The 19,272-nt window shown below is 58.4% G+C and carries 23 protein-coding genes; 5 read left to right on the top strand and 18 right to left on the bottom strand.

The window, feature by feature from the left end:
• Window positions 1-107 precede the first annotated feature (107 nt).
• From OS242_RS16220 to OS242_RS16175, 10 genes are all read right to left on the bottom strand, one after another.
• Window positions 108-551: a YaiI/YqxD family protein gene (locus OS242_RS16220; protein WP_267152745.1), complete on the bottom strand. Its 444-nt coding sequence runs from the start codon at window positions 549-551 to the stop codon at window positions 108-110.
• The gene (locus OS242_RS16215) at window positions 548-1,285 is read right to left on the bottom strand and encodes an HAD family hydrolase (RefSeq protein ID WP_267152744.1); all 738 of its coding nucleotides are present in this window, start codon (window positions 1,283-1,285) and stop codon (window positions 548-550) included. Before OS242_RS16215 ends, OS242_RS16220 begins: the two co-directional genes overlap by 4 nt.
• 132 nt (window positions 1,286-1,417) lie before the next feature.
• Window positions 1,418-1,678: a hypothetical protein gene (locus OS242_RS16210; RefSeq protein ID WP_267152743.1), complete on the bottom strand. Its 261-nt coding sequence runs from the start codon at window positions 1,676-1,678 to the stop codon at window positions 1,418-1,420.
• Window positions 1,679-1,715: 37 nt separating this feature from the next.
• A complete protein-coding gene (locus OS242_RS16205) occupies window positions 1,716-2,882 on the bottom strand; it encodes a Ger(x)C family spore germination protein (RefSeq protein WP_267152742.1) in 1,167 nt (388 codons plus the stop codon).
• Window positions 2,869-4,071, bottom strand: a complete 1,203-nt coding sequence (locus OS242_RS16200; protein ID WP_267152741.1) for a GerAB/ArcD/ProY family transporter — start codon at window positions 4,069-4,071, stop codon at window positions 2,869-2,871. Before OS242_RS16200 ends, OS242_RS16205 begins: the two co-directional genes overlap by 14 nt.
• On the bottom strand, window positions 4,022-5,674 hold the full coding sequence (locus tag OS242_RS16195) for a spore germination protein (protein WP_267152740.1): 1,653 nt from the start codon (window positions 5,672-5,674) through the stop codon (window positions 4,022-4,024). The genes OS242_RS16200 and OS242_RS16195 overlap by 50 nt, the downstream gene beginning before the upstream one ends.
• 88 nt (window positions 5,675-5,762) lie before the next feature.
• A complete protein-coding gene (locus OS242_RS16190; RefSeq protein WP_267152739.1) occupies window positions 5,763-6,530 on the bottom strand; it encodes a TenA family transcriptional regulator in 768 nt (255 codons plus the stop codon).
• An 80-nt stretch (window positions 6,531-6,610) separates the two neighbouring features.
• Window positions 6,611-7,351, bottom strand: coding sequence for a class I SAM-dependent methyltransferase (locus OS242_RS16185; protein WP_267152738.1), 741 nt, complete (start codon window positions 7,349-7,351; stop codon window positions 6,611-6,613).
• 119 nt (window positions 7,352-7,470) lie between these two features.
• Window positions 7,471-7,704: a hypothetical protein gene (locus OS242_RS16180; RefSeq protein ID WP_267152737.1), complete on the bottom strand. Its 234-nt coding sequence runs from the start codon at window positions 7,702-7,704 to the stop codon at window positions 7,471-7,473.
• Between the two features lie 28 nt (window positions 7,705-7,732).
• Window positions 7,733-8,104, bottom strand: a complete 372-nt coding sequence (locus OS242_RS16175) for a helix-turn-helix domain-containing protein (RefSeq protein ID WP_267152736.1) — start codon at window positions 8,102-8,104, stop codon at window positions 7,733-7,735.
• A 239-nt stretch (window positions 8,105-8,343) separates the two neighbouring features.
• Between OS242_RS16175 and OS242_RS16170 the strand changes: the two genes are divergently transcribed.
• On the top strand, window positions 8,344-8,676 hold the full coding sequence (locus OS242_RS16170) for a hypothetical protein (RefSeq protein WP_267152735.1): 333 nt from the start codon (window positions 8,344-8,346) through the stop codon (window positions 8,674-8,676).
• On the opposite strand, the gene OS242_RS16165 is transcribed toward OS242_RS16170, so the two are convergent.
• The gene (locus tag OS242_RS16165; RefSeq protein ID WP_267152734.1) at window positions 8,673-9,047 is read right to left on the bottom strand and encodes a hypothetical protein; all 375 of its coding nucleotides are present in this window, start codon (window positions 9,045-9,047) and stop codon (window positions 8,673-8,675) included. The two genes, OS242_RS16170 and OS242_RS16165, sit on opposite strands and share 4 nt — an antisense overlap.
• Before the next feature lie 191 nt (window positions 9,048-9,238).
• On the opposite strand from OS242_RS16165, the gene OS242_RS16160 reads away from it, so the two are divergent.
• Complete coding sequence (locus OS242_RS16160; RefSeq protein ID WP_267152733.1) at window positions 9,239-9,436, top strand: Rdx family protein; 198 nt, start codon at window positions 9,239-9,241, stop codon at window positions 9,434-9,436.
• A gap of 88 nt (window positions 9,437-9,524) precedes the next feature.
• On the opposite strand, the gene OS242_RS16155 is transcribed toward OS242_RS16160, so the two are convergent.
• From OS242_RS16155 to OS242_RS16145, 3 genes are all read right to left on the bottom strand, one after another.
• The gene (locus OS242_RS16155) at window positions 9,525-11,045 is read right to left on the bottom strand and encodes a PASTA domain-containing protein (RefSeq protein WP_267152732.1); all 1,521 of its coding nucleotides are present in this window, start codon (window positions 11,043-11,045) and stop codon (window positions 9,525-9,527) included.
• A 186-nt stretch (window positions 11,046-11,231) separates the two neighbouring features.
• Window positions 11,232-12,593, bottom strand: a complete 1,362-nt coding sequence (gene purB / locus OS242_RS16150; protein ID WP_267152731.1) for an adenylosuccinate lyase — start codon at window positions 12,591-12,593, stop codon at window positions 11,232-11,234.
• A gap of 19 nt (window positions 12,594-12,612) precedes the next feature.
• Complete coding sequence (locus OS242_RS16145) at window positions 12,613-13,311, bottom strand: HAD family hydrolase (RefSeq protein WP_267152730.1); 699 nt, start codon at window positions 13,309-13,311, stop codon at window positions 12,613-12,615.
• 153 nt (window positions 13,312-13,464) lie between these two features.
• Between OS242_RS16145 and OS242_RS16140 the strand changes: the two genes are divergently transcribed.
• The 3 genes from OS242_RS16140 to OS242_RS16130 all read left to right on the top strand — a co-directional run bounded on the left by OS242_RS16140 (window position 13,465) and on the right by OS242_RS16130 (window position 14,711).
• A complete protein-coding gene (locus OS242_RS16140; RefSeq protein ID WP_267152729.1) occupies window positions 13,465-13,950 on the top strand; it encodes a hypothetical protein in 486 nt (161 codons plus the stop codon).
• A 31-nt stretch (window positions 13,951-13,981) separates the two neighbouring features.
• Window positions 13,982-14,440 (top strand): N-acetyltransferase, encoded by a 459-nt coding sequence (locus OS242_RS16135; protein WP_267152728.1) that lies wholly within the window; start codon window positions 13,982-13,984, stop codon window positions 14,438-14,440.
• Window positions 14,441-14,504: 64 nt separating this feature from the next.
• Window positions 14,505-14,711, top strand: a complete 207-nt coding sequence (locus OS242_RS16130; protein ID WP_267152727.1) for a DUF896 domain-containing protein — start codon at window positions 14,505-14,507, stop codon at window positions 14,709-14,711.
• A gap of 462 nt (window positions 14,712-15,173) precedes the next feature.
• On the opposite strand, the gene OS242_RS16125 is transcribed toward OS242_RS16130, so the two are convergent.
• From OS242_RS16125 to OS242_RS16110, 4 genes are all read right to left on the bottom strand, one after another.
• A complete protein-coding gene (locus tag OS242_RS16125) occupies window positions 15,174-16,493 on the bottom strand; it encodes a PAS domain S-box protein (protein ID WP_267152726.1) in 1,320 nt (439 codons plus the stop codon).
• A gap of 127 nt (window positions 16,494-16,620) precedes the next feature.
• The gene (locus OS242_RS16120) at window positions 16,621-16,764 is read right to left on the bottom strand and encodes a hypothetical protein (RefSeq protein ID WP_267152725.1); all 144 of its coding nucleotides are present in this window, start codon (window positions 16,762-16,764) and stop codon (window positions 16,621-16,623) included.
• A 74-nt stretch (window positions 16,765-16,838) separates the two neighbouring features.
• Window positions 16,839-18,032: a tRNA uracil 4-sulfurtransferase ThiI gene (gene thiI / locus OS242_RS16115; protein WP_267152724.1), complete on the bottom strand. Its 1,194-nt coding sequence runs from the start codon at window positions 18,030-18,032 to the stop codon at window positions 16,839-16,841.
• 6 nt (window positions 18,033-18,038) lie between these two features.
• Window positions 18,039-19,202, bottom strand: coding sequence for a cysteine desulfurase family protein (locus OS242_RS16110; RefSeq protein WP_267152723.1), 1,164 nt, complete (start codon window positions 19,200-19,202; stop codon window positions 18,039-18,041).
• Window positions 19,203-19,272: the final 70 nt, after the last annotated feature.

Genomic DNA, 19,272 nt, shown 5'->3' with positions numbered 1-19,272 from the left:
AACAAACACTTGTATCTTCGCAACAAATTGATTCAATCAACATTCACCATTCAGAAAATTACCTTTACGAATAAAAAAAGCATGTCGCGGAAAGCGCCATACTTTCTTTAGATCAGGCGGTCCAGCAGGCCGAGCAACGCCTTTTGAAACCGCTCCTCGTCGAGAGCGGTGCGCTTTTTCGGCCCTTTGGTGCGCCCGCCGCCCCGACGATGTCTGGCGGCCGCCTCGCGCAATTCCAGGATCAGGCCCATCCGCTCCTCTTCGTACACTTCCCCGCTCGGATTGAGCGCGTAGCCCTTTTTGCCCAGCACCATCGCCGCCAGCCCGATATCCTGCGTGATCACGACGTCGCCCGCCCGCATCCGGTTGAGGATCGCGAGGTCGACCGCCTGCGCTTCGCCGTCGACGACCAACCTGCCCGGCGCCTGTTGTTCGTGATGCACGTTGGTCACCAGCACCACGGGGAGGCCGCGACGCTCGCCTTCATCGAGCGTAAAACGCACGGCGAGCTTCGGGCAGCCGTCCCCGTCGATCCAGATCGTCCCGATCATTTCGGCTCGATATGCTCGCGGATCACCGGCGGCACATGGACGATGCTCTCCAACGTGTGAAACTTGCCCGTCACCGGCACGTTCAGATCGGCATGGTCAAACGACCAGCCGCCTTTGTCCGGCAAGTGGATGGCGTGAATCCCTTCCAGCAGGGCCGGACGGATGTCGGTGCGCGCCGAGTTGCCGATCATCCAAGTATGTTCTTTGTCGAACTGTTTCTCGCGGATGATCCGGGCGAGAACGTCGCGGTTTTTGTGCTCGCTGATAAAACGCCGGTCTTTCGTGAAGATATGTTCCAACCCCGCGCGCAGCACTTTTCCGGTCTGGATCTCGTGATCGCCGCCCGTGTAGAGATACAGTTCATGCCCTTCTCCCTTGAGCCGCTCCAGCGTCTCATGCGCATGCGGATACAGTTCCACCTCTTTGGTGTAGACTCCGTATCCGATGGAGAGCAGTTCGTCTTCGTCATGCTTGAGCGGCTCTTTGCCCACCTTCTCGCACATCAGCCGATAGGTGGAGATCAACGATTCCGGGAAGCGGTGCTTGCCAAGGCCAAACTGTTCGATGCCGGAGAGGTCGATGTGCTGCTGGGTCTCGTCCACCATCTTGCGCGTGATCGGGTACGAAGCAAACATCCGATCCATCGCGTCGAGAAACTCGGTCCGCGCTTCGCTGAAAAAGCGGTTGCAATGGATCAACGTGTCGTCCAAGTCAAACAGGATATTTTGTCTCATAGCCTATTCCCCTCCTCCATGTAAGTGTAATTCATTATAGGAACACACTTCCACTTTTGTCCACGGTACAAAAAAACCGACGAACCCCGGGGACCGAAGTTCGTCGGCTGACTCTGGCGCGCAGGAGACAGTTTACGGAGCGGGAGGCGCGAACATCATATAGACGATCCACAGCGCCACCGCGACGGCCGCCCCCACCAGTCCCCAGAGCACCATGCCTTTGCCGTCGCGGCTGAAGAGCCCGGTCAGGAAGCCCCACGTCCACGGCATCGGCCGATCAGGATAGGCGGCATGATACTCTTCCTCGATGTCGGTGTACTCTTTGTGCATGTTCTCTTCAAATTTATCATCATGCTTTTTGCGCTGCTGGAGTTTCTGATCTTCATTGTTCATCGAGTCGCCCTCCTTTTCTGCTCTTATCGTTCGCTCGTCACTGCATTTTCATTCCCACCCGGCGCACCTCCACCGTGTAGCGGACCTCGATTTTCGTTTTGGGAAATTCCTTTTTCCAATCCAATTGTTCAAACTGCTTCATGTAGTTGGCCCGCACTTTGTTGCCCATGCCAAAAACGTCCACGCCGTACTCCCCCTGCACTTTTTCGATCATTTTTTGTGCGCGGGAGTTCATCTCGGCGGCCAACGCCTTTTCGACCAATCGATACGACTCCTCTTTGGAAAAATCAGCGTTGCACATCGACTCGACGATATCGTCTTCCACCATCACGTCCACCGTCATTTTAAACGTGTTTTGGTAGGGTGCGACTGTGGTTTTGACGTGGACCTTCTTGGGATGAGCGGTGAGATAGGCGCCTATACCGTCAACTCGGGAGGCGTTCTGTGGACACGAGATGGTCACGTCGCCGCCGATCTGTTTATTTTTCACCTGCATCAGCACCCACGAAAGGTCTTCCTCCAGATGACCGACCATCTTGTCGTCGTTAAAGAGAGCGAGACCGTGCCATTTGACTTCGCGCGGGGTGGATTGAATGTAGTTGGCCATCGCATCGCTCCCTGACGAGGAGCGGTCGATAAACCATCTGCCAAGCGTGATGTCCGGTACGATCCCCGACTTGGACCCGTTTTCCATCAAGTCCATCACGTAGACGATCGGGATCTGTTCCAGCTTTGGATCGGCTTCGAGCAGTTTCACCGCCTCTTGGGGCGTGATCACCATCCAGAGCAGGCGGCGCATCTGGGGAGAGCGGCGCAGCGAGTCGACGATGGCGGAGAGATCCTCTCGCGCCACCGCTTCGCTGATCGCCACGACGCGAGTGTGCCCGTAAAAAAGTTGCTGATTGAGCCGCTGCTGAAGATTGCGCATCGCGTCGGCCATCGAGTACCCGGTGGCGCTCATCACTTTGACGGCGCTTTTACCTCCTTCGCCGCCCCCGCCGCCGGAGCCGACGATCTTGATCGGGATCGGGATCTGCACGGAGATCTTGACCAAGGATTGCTCCTTTTCGTCGACCCGGTCGATCGACATCGCCACCACCGAAGTCCGCTCTTCCAACTCGCGGCGGTCCCAACACCCGGCCGTCACCGTGCTCATCAGCACGATGAACAGCAGAAAAGGAAGCACCGCTCTAACTCGCTTCACGGGACTCCTCCTCCTTTTCGCCTCGATGATCCAGTTTGCGCGCCATCGCGATCAAGAGCAGCAGCCCTGGAATCACAAAGGCGAGCACGATGCCGCCGTAGCCGGCATAGTCGGTCGTCCGGAACAGTTCTTGCACGTTGCCCCCGAGACGCATCGCCAATAAGTAGATCAAAAGGACGTACGCGACGGTGATCCAACGCCGTTTGTGCGGGCGGCCGATCAGTTCGGACAGCGTCCAGTTGGCACAATAGAACCAGGTGCCGGCCGTCGTAAACACAGCCGCCACCCAGACGCCCAGAAACACCGCTTCCAGCCGTTCGAGGATCAACCCCGGCACATTGACCGACTTGATCAATTCAAGCGTCGGCCACGCCTGGCGGGACAGTTCTTCGTACCCGAATGCCATGATCCCGGCGATGACGATCAGCAGATACAACACGCCTGGCACCAGAATCCCGTAGATCTGGTAGCGCATCATTTTCCGATCTTCCTGCAGATGTTTGTTGAACATCAACATGCACTCAAACCCCAAAAAGCTGGTCATCACCGGGAGCGACCCTTGGAGCAGTTGAAACCAATAACCGTCGTAGGGCACTAGCGGCATGATAAATTCCATCTGCGCATTTTGATAGGCGGACAAAGAGATAAACAGCACCGGGATGACGATGATGATCAACAGCACCTCGTTGACGCGGGTCACCACCTCGACATCGTGCCACGCCAGATAGAGGCAGAGCAGCAGCATCGTGCCGACGATCACCTCCAGCGGCGTGTTGGTCAGCACGGCCGTGACGACCACTTCACCGAAGATGCGCGCCACCAAAGAGCAGACGAGCGCCCAGTAGAGGCTGTAGATCAGGATGAGGGGAAATCGAATCACGGGCCCGAGCCATTTCACCTTTTGACTGCCGAGGATCTCCGACGAAAACTCCACAAACGTTTTCCCGGGAAATCTCGCCCCGAGTTTCACGACCACGAAGATCCCGAGGACGCCGTAGAGCAGACCGAGCAACACCGAATACCAGCCAAACTGATGTCCCGCATCGGTCACGGAGCGGGGCAACGTGAGCACCCCTACTCCGATGATCGTCGAGGCGTTGAGGGACATCGCCTGCTGCACCGTCATTTTGTAGGGGGAACTATTGGTCTTGTTCTTCTTCCGTTTGGGGTTCTGTTTTCCACTTGTCATCGGGTTTGATATCCTCCGCTGATGAAGGTTTCAGACGCACGTTGTCTGTTGATTCGGCAAACACGTTCGGCCGCTTCTTCATCCAATAGAGCGGGATGCGGATCACGCTGTCGCCCATCGCGAGCAGGTTGCGCGGCGTAAACGGGGAAAGGTACGGCACGCCGAAAGATTTCAGCGAACAGAGATGCACGACGATCAAGATCATGAACAGCATGATCCCATACAGACCGAACGCGGCGGCGAGCAACATCACCGGAAACCGGAGCATGCGCAACGCGATGGCCGCGTTGTAGGACGGAGCGGCAAAGGAACCGATGGTCGTCAACGCGACGACGATGACCATGATCGGCGAGACGATGCCGGCCGACACCGCCGCTTCACCGACGATCAACGCGCCGACGATGCCGATGGTCGGGCCAATCGGGCCTGGCAGCCGGACGCTGGCTTCGCGCAGGATCTCGATGGAGATTTCCATCGCCAGCGCCTCCACCACCGAGGGAAACGGCACGGTCGCGCGGCCGGCCGCCATCGCGATCACCAGCTTGGATGGGATCATCTCGGGGTGAAAGGAGGAGAAGGCGATATACAAAGACGGCAACAGCAGAGCGATCGTCATGCTCAACGCCCGGATGAAACGCAGCAGGGTAGAGATCAAAAAACGCTCGTAATAATCTTCCGGTGAATGGTAAAACTGCGAGAGCACCGCCGGTGCGATCAACACAAACGGCGTGCCGTCAATGACGATGATCACTTTGCCTTCGAGCAGATTGGCAGCCGCTTTGTCTGGCCGCTCAGTGTTTTGGATGATCGGAAACGGCGACCAGTGGTTGTCCTCGATAAACTGCTCGATATAGCCGCTCTCGAGCACGCCGTCGATCTCGATGTCCTGGATGCGCCGTTGCACCTCTTCGACGATGTTGTGATCGGCCACCCCTTCGATGTACAACACCGCGACGTCCGTGTTGCTGCGCGTGCCGACGCTAAAGTTTTTCACCCGCAGATCCGGGTCTTTGACCCGACGCCGGATCAAGGCGGTATTGACCCGCAGCGTCTCGCTAAATCCCTCGCGCGGTCCGCGTACAATCGATTCGGCGGTCGGTTCCGACACGCTCCGCTTTTCCCAACCCTTCGTATTGAGCAAAAGGGCCTGCCGACACCCTTCCAAGAGCAAGGCGGTATCGCCGCTCAGCACCGACTTGACCACATCTTTGAATGCGGCCGACTCTTTCGCTTCGCCGATGGGCAGCACGCTCCTCTTGATATGGAGGACCGCTTCCGTCGGTGGAAGCAGATGCTCTTTATACTCCGCGACAGGTGTGATCATAAGCGGCCGCATGATCTGATCGTCGATGATCTCGGTCGACACCAGTCCGTCGACAAAGATCAGGGACGCGCGCATATGGCGGGGAGTCTCACAGATGAAGTCGCGTATGATGAGATCGTTGCTGTAGCCGAGCATCTCGTGCAACGTTTTCAGATTCAGATCGAGATCTTCGGTCAGCCCATCCTCGGGAAGGCGGTCCACCTTTTGCTCGAACCGCTCCTCCAGAACCTGTTGCTGCTTCCATTCACTGAGCTTGCGAGGCTTCACAAATCGGGTCAAGCGATGTCCACCTCCCCCTTCCAAGAGATCCCTGATCATGCAAAAGAGGCCATCCTTTGTTTTGTTAGGATGACCTCTCTTGCTCTGCTTATGCTCTTGACAACAGTATGGAATCCGTCCCCTGCAATCCCGTCAATTCTTGATACAATTCCTCGTAAAACTGTGCCTCCGACAACGCGACCGCCGCCCCGGCCCGATAGATCTCCGCCAGTTGCTCCGGCTCGTTGAAATCGAGCAGCACCTCTTTGCACAGTTGATAATGGCGCGGTTCGTGCGTGTCCGCATGTGCCATCCAAAAGCCGACGTTGATCCGCTGCTCTCCGTTGTAGTTGGCATGCCGCAGCCCCTGGCCGATCAAGCCCATCACCTTGCCGGCAAACAGTTCGGAGCCAAGGCCGACCGCCGCCATCGCCTGAAGCGTCGTCGCCTGTCCAAGGAAGTCGATGAACGCCTGCACCGCCCGCTTGGCCGCCTCGCCCACCGGATGCTGCGGGACGTGCTCGTCATTGATCACAACGCCCGGTGCCGCCGTCTCAAGGAAGCTTCTGTACATCTTCGAATGGAAACCTTTCGGATTGCCGCGCCCGGCTTCGTCCCACAGATTGTCAACCAGCGGCACCCACCAACGGTCCAGCGGTTCGACGGCTGCGATCGCCGCTCCGAGCACGCGGGGGAAATTGCGGGAATAGTAGCTGTATTGCAGGGCAAACTCGGCAATCTGCCCGGCCGTGAAGTCGCCGTTGCCAAGGGCGGTCAGGAAACGGCCGTTCTCGATGTGTTCCTCCACCAGCTTCCAAACGGCTGCTTCCACTTCGTCATATGTATGAAAATCAGTCTTTGTCTCCAACGTGACCATCTCTTTGTTCGCTCCTCTTTCTCTATGTGCAATCCTTCACATTTTAGGCAACGAGGCGAGTTTTTGCAAGAGCCTCGCCCCTATTTCACCACCGCCCGAAAGACGCGAAACCCCAGGCGGTGCCGATACTGCCGAGTCACCCGTTCGTGAGCGGCAAAAATCTCGTACAGCTGCGTATCGATGCCTTCCGACGGATCGATGTCCTGCGCGTCAGCCGCCTGCTGTTCGGTCAGCGCGGCCAACGCCGATGCCACCGAACCGCCTTTGACCACCTCGATCAGGTCAAACCCGGCCTGCTCCAAACGACCGCGCCACTCCTCCTCCGTCGGCACATGCCGCGTGCCGTAGACCAGACTCAGCTCCTCCAGCTCGCGGGCGGACAGCGGCCGCTCTGCCGTCATGTCGAGGTCGATCAGCACCCCGCCGGGACGCAGCACGCGGGCATACTCCCGAAGCGCCGTCCCAAGATCGGTAAAGACGGTCACCGACTCGGCGAGCAACAGGTCAAAGCTGTTGTCCGCAAACGGCAGGTTTTCGATGTCGCCCTGCAGCAGACGTACGCTGCGCACCTTTTCTTTTGCCATCCGGCGCTTGGCCTTCTCCAGCATCAGCGGGTGGCGGTCGAGCGCCGTCACCTTGCACCGGTATCGCTTGGCCAGCAAGGCGGCCGTGCGCCCTGTGCCGCACCCGCAGTCGAGCACCCGCGTCTTGGCGGTCAACGCCTCTTTTGCCAACAGTTCCTTCGTCAACCCGTATCCGCCGGGATGAGCACTGCCGATGCCAAACTGAGCCAAAGCGTCATGATACGTCCATTCGCTCACATGCGTCGCTCCTCTGCCGTCAACTGAGTCCTCTCCTCATATCTATGTCCGCCGGGGAGGAAGCGACCATTAACCATACAAAAAGACCACCTGCTGCCAAGCGGTGGCCCCTGATCCCTCTATTTGCGAAATGACTGCACCAGATAATACAGCGTAAACGGCAAGATCAGCGCCACCAACACCAGCGCGCCCGCCATCTGCAGCCATTCTTGATGCAGATCTGCATAGCGCTCCGTAAATTGCCCCTGCACGTTGAGGATGCGCTGCTGCACATCGGCATATTTGCCGTACATCGCCACCAAGACCCACACTTCCACGGCCAGCGCCGCGATCCAGAAGAGCCGTCGCTTCATCCTCGTTCACATCCTTCTGTCGTTCGCTCTATTCCACGGTCTTCTTGCGCATCTCGCGCACATACTCCATCAGGGCGTCCATCACTTCCCGGTCGTCGAGCTCCTCCAAGTCACGCGTGGTCTCGCCGTAGGACTGCACGATCGCTTCGTGCACGTACGACGAGAGATCCTCCGGGATATACTGCGCGATCCGCCGCTGCTCGACGCCAAAGAAATAGTCGACCGGAAAATCCAGCACGTCCGACATCTTCGCGATCACCTGCATCGACGGATTTTTCTTGACGCCCCGCTCCAGCTCGCTGATGTAATTGGCCGACACGCCGATATGTTCTGCCAGTTGCGCTGCCGTCACGCGGCGCGTCTGACGCGCCCGCCGGATCCGGCTCCCTAGTTCCTCCATATCCCACTACCCCCAAACACATGTTCTCACCAAAAACCGCAATCCAAGCCACTACAAAGACCCAGAGCGAGCCAACCCGCCCTCACAACCCCAAACGACCCCCTCGCCCCTTCGACTCACACTATAGTTACACCCTATAATAATCCCAACACCACTGGAAAACGTTGCCTCAGGTGTGTGTTTCTATCCAATCGTCAATTATACTGCACCGATCATGATCCTACTAGGAGGGATTTTTCATGGAATGGAACTATCGACCGATCATCATCCGCTGGCCGAACGAAGAGACGGGCGGGTATTTCCGCGTGCCGGGCTGCTTGGTCGGGGACCGCACCGCGTTCGCGATCTTCGACGAGCATCTGGAAGTACATCTCGTCGAGCCTTCGCATGACCCGCACGAGTATGAACTCCGCTACGCCTCCAACCCGCTCTTCTACGTCGGCTCCGATCTGCCGGCTGTCTACCACGATCTGATCTGTCTCTCCTTCGCCGACTTTGCCGGCAAATACACGCACAGCGACTTTTACCCGGCTGAGACGACGGTGCCTGTCCAGAACGCAGTTCGCACTTAGCCGAGCCGCTCGATCGCCAGCGTAAACGACCCGCTGCTCACCGCCACTTGATCCGGGTCGAGATCGACCTCCACATCCTGACTGTCCACCGGCATCGCCATCAAACGCGGTTCTTCGCCGCCTCCCGTCGGATCGACCTCGCGAAACAGCAACTCGAGCGCCACATCCTCCTCGGACTCCGACTGCACGATGCCGCACAGATCCAGCGTCCCGGCAAACTGGCTCAACAGATGCTCATGCACCGTCTCCCCCCGCTCTTCCCGCATCCACAGCCGCACAAACACCTGGCTGTCACCAAACAGACTCTCCAAGATCCCTGCGAGATCTTCGAGCCCTTCAACCCCCGGTTCAAACATGCCCAGATCTTCCATCTTTCTCTTGTCCTCCCGCTCACGGAAATGTGTACTACCTAGAATATCATAACCGAGCCGGACGGTCATCATGGGTTTGCAGTCTTTCCACCCGCCGTGCTACGATGTGAAGACATCTTACTTTACAGGAGGTTGCTTGTCATATGGCTGAGAACAAATTGTCTCTGTCCTACTGCACGTCTTGAGGCTTCTTGCCCAAAGCCGTCAGGTTGACGGAAGAACTGTTGACGCATCATCAATTTTCGATCCGCGAGTTCGCGCTGGTCCCCGCCACAGGCGGTGTGTTTGAACTGACTCTCAACGGAGAGGTGATCTTCTCCAAAAAGGAGCTCGGCCGCTTCCCGGAAGACGGTGAAGTGCTCGAACTCCTCAAGAGCCGCCTCTCCTGATCATAGCTCCGCAGGAAACGCCGTACCAAAAAGGCAACCTCTTGACACGTCGGAGGTTGCCTTTTTCTTGTTTTTCTTCTAGCTGTGCTTATTGATTGACGTAGAACGTCACCCGTGCGCCCTGTTCCGCCTTTGAACCGGCTGCCGGTTGTTGCTGGTAGACAGTACCGGCCGGAGTGTCGCCGCCGCTCTTGATCTCAAACGAGTAGCGGTAACCCAGTTTGAGCAGCATCTGTTCGGCATCGGGTTGCGACATCCCGCGCAGGTCGGGCACAACGCCCGCTGTCACGGACTCTTGCCCGTTCGGGTTGTTGCCGCCGTTGCTGCCGTTCGACTCGCCGGCCGTTTGACCGTCGGTCATCGTGCCGTTGACCGTCAGCACGATCATCTGCTCGCCGGTCACCACCTGCGTGTTCGGGTCGACCGACTGCTGATAGATCTTTCCCTCGGTCAGCCGTTCATCGGTCGGCTTATACACCCACTGGATGCGATTTTGCGGGAAGCCGTTCTCGGTAAGGATCTGCACCGCTTGTTGCTCCGTCTTGTTGATCAAGTTCGGCATCTTGACTTCCTTGCCTTGGAACTCACCGTGCGCCACCGTCGTCGCCTCTTCGCCGCTCGCCGTCCACCACAGCCCGCCGGTGACGATGACCAACACGACGGCGGCCAGCGCGTACAGCAGCGGGCTGCGCTTTTTCGGGGTGCTCTTTTCGGTCATCTGCTTGACGAACTCCATCTTGCGCACCTGCGCCACTTTCGCCATTCCTTCCTGTGCCGCTCCGAGCACCGTGTCGCGCACCTGTTCCACCGGCGATACGCCGCCTGCAGACGCCTTCGACCCCGTCTGCCCCCGCTCACCGAGCAGGTCGGCCGCCTGCCCGATCGCGTGACGCACCGCTTTCACATCTTTGTGCAACTCTTGCATCGACTGGTAGCCGCCCTCCGCCAACAGACCGAGCGCGCGGTGCGCGATGCTCTCCATCCGCTCCGGCAGCCAGCTGTGATGTACCTGAGCGGCGGCGAGCGCCTGATGCACATCCTGCACCACTTGACGCGTCGGCGCGAGGTCTGACCAGCCGTTGCCGGTCAGGAGTTCATAGAGCAGCACGCCAACCGTGTGAATCTGCTCCCGCGTGCTTTGCGCCCGCGACGCCGTCGCCAGCGGTCCATACTCGATCACTTTCAAATAGCCTTCGTCGATCAAAACCGTCTTTGGATCGATCGACAATTCATAGACACCGTTCTTTTCCGCTTGCACGACCGCGCCTGCCAATTGGCAGATCAGATCGACCGCCCGCTCCGGCTCTACCTTGCTCTGATCGCGGACGTAGCGGGCCAAACTATCACCTTCAAGGTCTTCAGTGACCAAATAAAAGACATCTTCTTCCCAGACCGCATCATATACGGCCAACAAGTGCGGGTCATGCAGACCGGCCGCCTTGGCGATCTCCGGCTCCAGCTGACGTCTGCGGTCCTCCGTCACTCCAGCGGCCAGCCGCTTGACCGCCACTTGGCGACCCAGCGCTTCGTCATGAGCGCGCCAGAGATCCGAGCGGCCGCCGACCGCTTCTTGGAGACGATACCGACCGGCCAAGATTCGCTCGTTCATGTCCATTTCCCCCTTGCTGATCCCGTCCGTTTCCAACAATATGACACTCTTGACGGGGCATCATATACGGAATACGTACAACGGGATGATTTTATGCGGGTCTCGGGAAAAGTTTGTCCAAAAAATTTTTTGTCATCATCTTCGACTGATGAAAAAAAGCCCCCGGCGCGCCGAGGGCTTTTTTGCTTATTTCTGAATGTGGCGCACCAGTTGAGACGCGATGCCGACGTAGCTCGCCGGAGTCATCGCTTGCAGGCGGCTCTTGTCCGCTTCCGGCAGGTCGAGGCCGGAGATAAACGCACGCATCGCTTCCGGAGTGATCGCCGCGCCGCGGGTCAGCTCCTTCAACTGCTCGTACGGGTTTTCATGCCCTTCCTTGCGCATCACCGTCTGTACCGGCTCAGCCAGCACTTCCCACGTGCTCGCGAGATCTGCTTCCAACGCGGCATGGTTGACCGTCAACTGGCCGAGACCGCGCAGCGCGGCCTGCAACGCGAGGTACGAATGCGCGATGCCTACGCCCATGTTGCGCAGCGCAGAGGAGTCGGTCAGGTCGCGCTGGAGACGGGAGATCGGTAGCTTGTTCGCCAAATGATCGAGCGTCGCGTTGGCGATGCCAAGGTTTGCTTCCGAGTTTTCGAAGTTGATCGGGTTGACCTTGTGCGGCATCGTCGAAGAACCGATCTCGCCTGCCACCGTCTTTTGCTTGAAATACCCGAGCGAGATGTACTGCCACACGTCGCGGTCAAAGTCCATCGCGATGTTGTTGAAGCGCATCAGCACATGGAACGCCTCTGCCAGATAATCGTGCGATTCGATCTGCGTCGTCAGCGGGTTGTAGGTCAGGCCCAGCCCCTCGACAAACGAAGAGGCGATCTCTTCCCACGGAGCATCCGGGTACGCGGACGTGTGCGCGTTGAAATTGCCCACCGCGCCGTTAAATTTGCCGAGGTATTCCAAGCCCCGCACTTGACGCAGTTGGCGTTGCCAGCGGTAGACGAACACCGCCAGCTCTTTGCCGATCGTCGTAGGCGATGCCGGTTGCCCGTGCGTGCGGGCCAGCATCGAGACCTCCTTGGTCTCGTCTGCGAGAGCGGCCACCGCCGCGACAAACTTCTCCGCCATCGGCAGCCACACGTCGACGATGCCGCCTTTGATCATCAAAGCATGGGACAGGTTGTTGATGTCCTCGGATGTGCAGGCAAAGTGGACAAACTCCATCACGTCGGCCAGCGACGACTCTTTGAGCTGTTCCTTAATGAAATACTCGACCGCTTTCACGTCGTGCTTGGTCACGCTCTCGATCTCTTTGATCCGCAGCGAGGCCGCTTCGTCAAACGAGTCGGCGATGCCGCGCAGCAGCGCGATCTCCGCGTCTGTAAAAGCGCGCACCTCCGGGATCTCCGGCGTCGCGGCCATCTTGATCAGCCACTCCACTTCCACAACCACGCGATATTTCAACAGCGCCCATTCCGAAAAATAGTCCCCGAGCACCGCCACATTGCTTTCATAACGCCCGTCGAGGGGCGAAATCGATTTGATCGTCATCTTGTTCTCCAAACTCCTTTCAAGTCCATCCCAGCAAGGCCGGCACCTCGTGCAGCGACTGCACCTCGGTCGCCTGCTGTGGATCGGGGCAGTTTATCCGCCCCCTGTTCAACCAGATCGCCCGCATCCCGAGCCCTTGCGCCCCGACGATGTCCGCGTCCCACGAGTCGCCGATCATCACCGTGTCCGAAGGCGTGATGCCAAGCCGCGTCAGTGCCTGTTCAAACAGGCGTGCATCCGGCTTTTTCACGCCTGCATCCTGCGACGTGATCAGGTGATCGACGTGCACAGTCAGCCCGCAGGCGTCGAGCTTGTCTCGCTGCACGGCCGTCAGTCCGTTGGTCAACACCGCGATCTGACACCCGCGCTCGCGAGCGTTCGTCAGCAACTCCAGCGCACCGGGCATCGCACGGCGATGCTGCCGGTACAGCTGACCGTACCGCTCCACGCTCGCCAGCAGTTCCGTCTCAGCCACGAGCAGACCGCAACCTGCGTACAGCGTGCGGATGCGCTCCAGACGCGACGCTTCCGCCGTCATGCGGCCGGCCAGCACCTCGTGATACATCCGGTCGAGCATCACCCAGAACTCCTGCTCCAGTTGCTCCACCGATTTGACCTGCAACTCTTCATAAGTATCCCAGAGGTGCGAGATCCCCATGCGACAGGCGTGCCGATGGTCAAACAGCGTCTCATCGAGGTCCAAACAGAGTGCTTTCATCTCTCATCACCCGCCCAAACCGAACATTCATGTCGTATCACTCTCAATCGTTCGGGTTTATTATAGCATAAATGGTTCGCGGGCTGCATAGGGATTGGTAAAAAAACTCGGACAGGCACGCCTCCGAGTTTTGATCAAAAGGAGGCTGTCCCTATGCCAGCACGCAACGCCACCCGTGTTCTGCTCCTGCAAAGCCGCCACGCCGGTCAGGACTTTTCCCGCTTTCCGCAGTTGCTCGAAGGGGTGAACTCCCGCGAGGACTGCCTCGCCGCCGTCTTCACCTTGATCGACCCGGAGCGCGCCGACCATGCCGCCAGCCTTTCGCTCCTGCTCGATGAACTGGGCTGGGAGCAGATCGTGCTCGCCGCCTCCCGCGCCGACTCGCCGCTCGCGGCCGCCATCGCAGCTGAGATTCCCGCCAGGATCAGCGGCTTGTTCCTGATCCGCCCGGAGACCCCTTGCCTGCCCGATCTCGACATGCCCGTCCTGATCGTCAACCGCCCCGATGATCCTCGCCCCTCCTGCCGCTCCGGCTGCGAGATCATCGAGCCTCCCACCCTCGCCCCCGGACATCTCAGCGAGATCCTGCACGCCTTCTGCGTCATGCGCACTGACAAAACGTTCCTGCCGCATGTATAATAAAAGCAAAAAGAGCGGGAGGAACCGAACGATGACCACACGCGTGCAACGACTGTCGATCAACTACAAAACGCTCGAAGAGTTTAAAAAATTTCGCGAGAACGGATTGGAAGAACTGTCCATGCTGGAAGATCTCCAAGCCGACCTGATCGAGGACAATGTCGACTCGCCTTTCTACGGCATCTACGAGGAAGGCAAGCTCGTCGCCCGCATCTCCCTCTACCCGACGCCGGCCAAGTACGACCGCTATTTTGAACCGGCTACCGGCTACCTCGAACTGATGAAGCTCGAAGTGCTGCCCGGCTACAAAGGCAAAGGCTACGGCCAAGCGCTGGTCGAATACGCCAAGTCGCTGGGACGCCCGATCAAAACCAACGTCCGGCTCGGCGCGCAAGACTTCTTCCTTCGCCTTGGCTTTTGCGCGGTGAAGTACAACCCGGAGCGCGACCGCGGCGAAAACCCGTACGTCTGGCAACCGCCGTCCTTTTGACGAACCGCCGTTTTTCTTGTAGACTAAGCTACAGATTTTTCCCTACAAGAAAGGAGGCAGCGAGATGCTGACCCCTGACAAGATCGAACGCATCAACGAACTGGCCCGCAAGAAAAAGGCCGGCACGCTCACCGAAGCGGAAGCGAAGGAGCAGAAAGCTCTGCGCGACGAATACATGACCTCCTTCCGACAATCGTTCCGCAACCAGCTCGACCAGATCCAGTTCGTCGACGAAGACGGCAACCCGGAACCGCCGCGCACCAAACAGTAAGCAAGCCCCATAAAGAAAAAAAGCCTCGCTGCCTCAGGCAGGGGGGCTTTTTGATCATTTTGATCATTTTGATGATGTCTGGATGGACCCACCTCAGCGCGAGTCGTGAAACTTGCGAGATCGCGAACGAATCCGGTCGGTCACCTGTTGGGAATTGACATAGTCCCAACGCGACACCGTTTGCGGGTCTGTTTTCTCTGTTTTCGAAAAGACGTGAAAGATGGGTTTGGGCTTACCGAACTGCGTGATCACTTGTTGCTTTGTAACACCGTGAGTTTGCTGACAGTGCACAGACGTCAGCTCCTCCAACAATTGACAGCAAATCGGGCATTCAACCAAATCATAGTTCCCCTTTCGAACGAAGATGTTCGTCCCAGCAGCAAAACGATGAACTTGTCTATGCCCTCATTGTACCAAATTCAACTAAAGTTGTCGTGAACTATTTCGTATTTTCTCGATTTCTTAACAATTTTGTCGTTTCAGCAACGTTTCAAAGGACGGCTGGTACATCTGCCACGTGTTTTTGCCTAGTCCCTTCGAACGATACATCGCAGCATCCGCACGCTTCATCAGCGCAGCCGCATCCCCGCCGTGATCCGGATAGATCGAGATGCCGATGCTCGCGGTGACGTGATAGTCCTGTACCCCGATAAAGATCGGACGCCGCAAACTGTCCAGCACGCGCTGCGCCACCGTCTCGGCCGTCCCCTTCTTGATATCGGGCAAGATCAGCGTAAACTCATCCCCGCTGATCCGCGCCACCACATCGGTGTCGCGCACGCACTCGCGCAGCCGATCCGCAACCGTCACCAACACCCCGTCGCCCGCCGCGTGGCCTTGTGTATCGTTGATCGACTTGAAGCGATCCAGATCGAGGAACAGCACCGCCGCCCGTTCGCCCCGCTGCTGCGCGCCCGCCAGCGTATCGATCAGCTTGTTTTCAAACAAGCGGCGGTTCGGCAGGTCGGTCAGCGCATCGTGATAGGCCATGTGGTTGATCATCCGCTCCGCCCGCTTGGCTTCGGTGATGTCTTTGGCGATGCCGTACACGCCGATCAGTTCGCCGTCGATCTCAATGGGCAACGAGATCACGCTCAACTCCACACGCTGCCCTTGTTTATGTCGGATCGCCATCTCATAATTTTGAGTGGCTCCCTGCAACGCTCTTTGAAAAAGCTCCCGCAGCCGTTCGATCTCTTCAGACTCTGTGAAAAACTCATAGCTTCTGCCGATCAACTCGTTTTCCGTATAGCCGGTGATGTGTTCAGCCGCCGGATTGATGCTGGTAAACACACCGTTCAGATCGATCATAAACACGCCGTCCGGGTTGTGCTCAAACAGAGAGCGGTAGCGCATCTCGCTTTCCTTCAACCGCCGCTCCTCCGCTTTGCGGGAGGAGATGTCGCGCATGATCAGCGCAAACCCGCTCATCCCGCCTTCCGTTCCCGGCATCGGCACCACCGTCTCGCTGGCGACAAACGTGCTGCCATCTTGGCGTTGCCGCTCCTGCTCCGCCGCCGTCAGCTGATACCCGGACTCGCGCAACGCGTCCAGATAGGCGACCCTTGCCTCCATGGGAACGACTGGCAGCACCTCGCCCAGCACTTGCTCCTCCCGCCAGCCAAACGCTTGCTCGAACGTCCGGTTGGTGCGCAAAACACGGCCGTCCAGGTCGCACACCAGAAAGGCCACCGCCGCATTGTTTACAAACGCCTCCAACAATTGACGGGTCGAACGCAATTCTCCTTCGAGTTGAAGCACGTCCTGCGTGCTGCTGACCATGTCGCTCACCACTTTCCATAAAAAATTGTATCGAGATTTATTCGACACCCTTCGTCAAAATCATTCTTTTTTGAGAAAAAGAAATAAGAAAAAAACCGTTCCTCCATGAGAAACGGTTCTCTTCCCTTTACCCCAGTTGCCGCACCAGTTTGCGGAGGATGTTCCACATGCGCTTGCGTTTGAAATACTGGTTGCGCAGTTCCATCACACCGAAGACAAATCCGGCCAGTGTGGACACCATCCGCAACAGTCGAGTGGCCTTCAGCAGCATACACACACCCCTTCCTGTTTCTGCTTCTTGCGGGTAGTGTGCCCTTCTGCCTGATGCGGTATGTGGGAGAGAGATCAGCGTGCAGCGCCCTCCGAGTACATGATCAGCTTCTCCGTCTTTTCCAGCGCTTCTTCGATCAGCGCTTCGATGTCGAGCTTTTTCTCGATCTCCTGCGCTTCCCAGAGCTTCGGACGGGTCTTCGGATTTTTCGGCAGGAAGATCGTGCAGCAGTCCTCATACGGCAGGATCGACGTCTCGTACGTGCCGATCTTGTGCGCGATGTCCATGATGTCCACCTTGTCCATCGCCACGAGCGGACGCAGGATCGGCATGTTGGTCACGTTGTTGATCGTGTACATGCTCTCCAGCGTCTGAGACGCCACCTGGCCGAGCGACTCGCCGGTGACGAGCGCCATCGCTTTGCGCTGATGAGCGAGCCGGTCGGCGATGCGCATCATGAAGCGGCGCATGATCGTAATCGAGTACTCCTCCGGCACATGTTGGCGGATCGCTTTTTGGATCTCGGTGAAATGCACGTTGTGCAGCACGATCCGGCCGCCGTGCTCGGCGAGGATCTTGGCGAGATCGTTGACCTTTTCCTGCGCGCGCTCGCTGGTGAACGGGAAGGAATGGAAGTGGATGCACTCCAGTTTCGCACCGCGCTTCATCGCCATCCAGCCGGCGACCGGCGAATCGATGCCGCCGGAGAGGAGCAGCATCACCTTGCCGGACGAACCGACCGGGAGGCCGCCCGGCCCCGGGATCACGTCGCATAGCAGATACGCTTTGCTCTCGCGCACCTCGACTTGCAAGGTCAGCTCCGGCTTGTGCACATCGACCGTCAGGCCGTCCGTGTGACGCAGCACATGGCCGCCCACTTCGCGTGCGATCTCCGGCGAGGTCAGGGGAAATCTTTTATTGGCACGGCGGCCGTCCACTTTAAAGGTGATCGGCGTCTGCCGTTTGGTCAACGCGTCCTCGACCACTTTCAAGGCCGCGTCCTTGATCCGGTCCATATCCAGTTCCGCTTCCATAACCGGCGACAAGGAGCGGATGCCCGGTACTTTGCTCAATGCGGTTGCGACCTCGTCCAGATCGGCGCCGTTCAGCAGTGCTTCGATCCGGCCGCCCGTGCGGACGATCTTCACGCCGCCAATCGGTTTGACAGCGAGGCGCATGTTTTCCATCAATGCCTTTTCAAACACCGAGCGGTTCTTGCCTTTGATGGAGATCTCGCCCGCCATCCGTATCATCAACGTTGTGTACATATATGATTACCTCCGGGATACCAGTCGCAGATCGGCGATCAGCGACTGGAGTTGTTGCACCGTTTCTTCCACGTCATCGGCCGTATGGTCCGGCCGCAGCGACAGGCGAACCGCGCCCTCAAGCGCCGATTCCGGCAGCCCCATCGCTTTCAAGACGCGGCTGTAGACCTTTTCTCGCGACGAGCAGGCCGACCCTGTCGACACATACACGCCGTTCGCTTCCAACGCATGCACCAGCACCTCGCCGCGCACGCCCGTAAACGACACATTGACGACGTGGGGAGCCGCGTGACCGGCCCCGCGCGGCGTGTTGATCCGCGCGTCGGGGATCTTCGCCTCGATGCGCTCGATCAGCAGATCGCGCAGTTCCGCCATCCGTTTGGAGCCCGCCGCCATCTCGCGCAGCGACCGCTCGGCCGCCACGCCCATGCCGACGATGCCCGGCACATTTTCCGTGCCCGATCTCACGCCGCGCTCCTGCCCGCCGCCGAACAAGATCGGCGTGAGCGTGACGCCGTCGCGCACATAGAGCGCGCCGACGCCTTTCGGTCCGTGGATCTTGTGCCCGCTGACCGAGAGCAGGTCGATGCCGCAGTCCTTGACTTTGATCGGCAGTTTGCCAAGCGCTTGGACCGCGTCGACGTGAAACAGCGTCTTGCGCTTGTCTTTCAAAAATTGTCCGATCTCGCGGATCGGCTGCACCGCGCCCGTCTCGTTGTTGACATACATCACCGAGACGAGGATCGTGTCTTCGCGCCACGCTTGTTTCACAACGTCGGCGCTGACCCGCCCGTCGCTCCCGACCGGCAAAAACGTCACCGCGTAGCCTCGACGCTCCAGTTCCTGTGCGGTGTCGTACACGCAGGGGTGCTCGATCGCCGTCGTGATGATGTGCTTGCCCCGGGACGCGTATTGCTGCGCCGCGCCGAACAGCGCGAGGTTGTTCGCCTCGGTGCCGCCCGATGTGAACAGGATCTCCGACTTTTTCGCCCCCACCGCTTTGGCGACGCGCTCGCGAGCCCGGTCGACCTCCTTCTCGGCAGTCAGACCTTTTTTATGTAAGGAAGAAGGGTTGCCATACGTTACCGTCATCATCTCGACCATCGCGTCGATCACTTCCGGGTACGGCTGCGTCGTCGCGCTGTTGTCGAGGTAGATCTCTAACTTCATCGTCTCACAACCTTTTTTGGGGTACTCGTATTTTCTAGTCTGTCCCAAACGCATCGACCCTCATTATAGG

The sequence above is a fragment of the Tumebacillus lacus genome, from assembly GCF_026410385.1.
Classification (GTDB): domain Bacteria; phylum Bacillota; class Bacilli; order Tumebacillales; family Tumebacillaceae; genus Tumebacillus; species Tumebacillus lacus.
Note: the sequence above shows the minus strand (reverse complement) of the source record. Positions and strands in the feature narration are given on the sequence as shown.

Excerpts from the sequence above, each read along its gene's own strand:
- OS242_RS16110 (WP_267152723.1), bottom strand. The coding sequence starts at position 19,202 with ATGAAGTTAGAGATCTACCTCGACAACAGCGCGACGACGCAGCCGTAC.
- OS242_RS16140 (WP_267152729.1), top strand. The coding sequence starts at position 13,465 with ATGCCAGCACGCAACGCCACCCGTGTTCTGCTCCTGCAAAGCCGCCAC.
- OS242_RS16125 (WP_267152726.1), bottom strand. The coding sequence starts at position 16,493 with ATGGTCAGCAGCACGCAGGACGTGCTTCAACTCGAAGGAGAATTGCGT.
- thiI (WP_267152724.1), bottom strand. The coding sequence starts at position 18,032 with ATGTACACAACGTTGATGATACGGATGGCGGGCGAGATCTCCATCAAA.
- OS242_RS16145 (WP_267152730.1), bottom strand. The coding sequence starts at position 13,311 with ATGAAAGCACTCTGTTTGGACCTCGATGAGACGCTGTTTGACCATCGG.
- OS242_RS16215 (WP_267152744.1), bottom strand. The coding sequence starts at position 1,285 with ATGAGACAAAATATCCTGTTTGACTTGGACGACACGTTGATCCATTGC.
- OS242_RS16200 (WP_267152741.1), bottom strand. The coding sequence starts at position 4,071 with ATGACAAGTGGAAAACAGAACCCCAAACGGAAGAAGAACAAGACCAAT.
- OS242_RS16190 (WP_267152739.1), bottom strand. The coding sequence starts at position 6,530 with ATGGTCACGTTGGAGACAAAGACTGATTTTCATACATATGACGAAGTG.
- OS242_RS16155 (WP_267152732.1), bottom strand. The coding sequence starts at position 11,045 with ATGAACGAGCGAATCTTGGCCGGTCGGTATCGTCTCCAAGAAGCGGTC.
- OS242_RS16180 (WP_267152737.1), bottom strand. The coding sequence starts at position 7,704 with ATGAAGCGACGGCTCTTCTGGATCGCGGCGCTGGCCGTGGAAGTGTGG.
- OS242_RS16220 (WP_267152745.1), bottom strand. The coding sequence starts at position 551 with ATGATCGGGACGATCTGGATCGACGGGGACGGCTGCCCGAAGCTCGCC.
- OS242_RS16210 (WP_267152743.1), bottom strand. The coding sequence starts at position 1,678 with ATGAACAATGAAGATCAGAAACTCCAGCAGCGCAAAAAGCATGATGAT.
- OS242_RS16120 (WP_267152725.1), bottom strand. The coding sequence starts at position 16,764 with ATGCTGCTGAAGGCCACTCGACTGTTGCGGATGGTGTCCACACTGGCC.
- OS242_RS16170 (WP_267152735.1), top strand. The coding sequence starts at position 8,344 with ATGGAATGGAACTATCGACCGATCATCATCCGCTGGCCGAACGAAGAG.
- purB (WP_267152731.1), bottom strand. The coding sequence starts at position 12,593 with ATGACGATCAAATCGATTTCGCCCCTCGACGGGCGTTATGAAAGCAAT.
- OS242_RS16135 (WP_267152728.1), top strand. The coding sequence starts at position 13,982 with ATGACCACACGCGTGCAACGACTGTCGATCAACTACAAAACGCTCGAA.
- OS242_RS16130 (WP_267152727.1), top strand. The coding sequence starts at position 14,505 with ATGCTGACCCCTGACAAGATCGAACGCATCAACGAACTGGCCCGCAAG.
- OS242_RS16165 (WP_267152734.1), bottom strand. The coding sequence starts at position 9,047 with ATGGAAGATCTGGGCATGTTTGAACCGGGGGTTGAAGGGCTCGAAGAT.
- OS242_RS16175 (WP_267152736.1), bottom strand. The coding sequence starts at position 8,104 with ATGGAGGAACTAGGGAGCCGGATCCGGCGGGCGCGTCAGACGCGCCGC.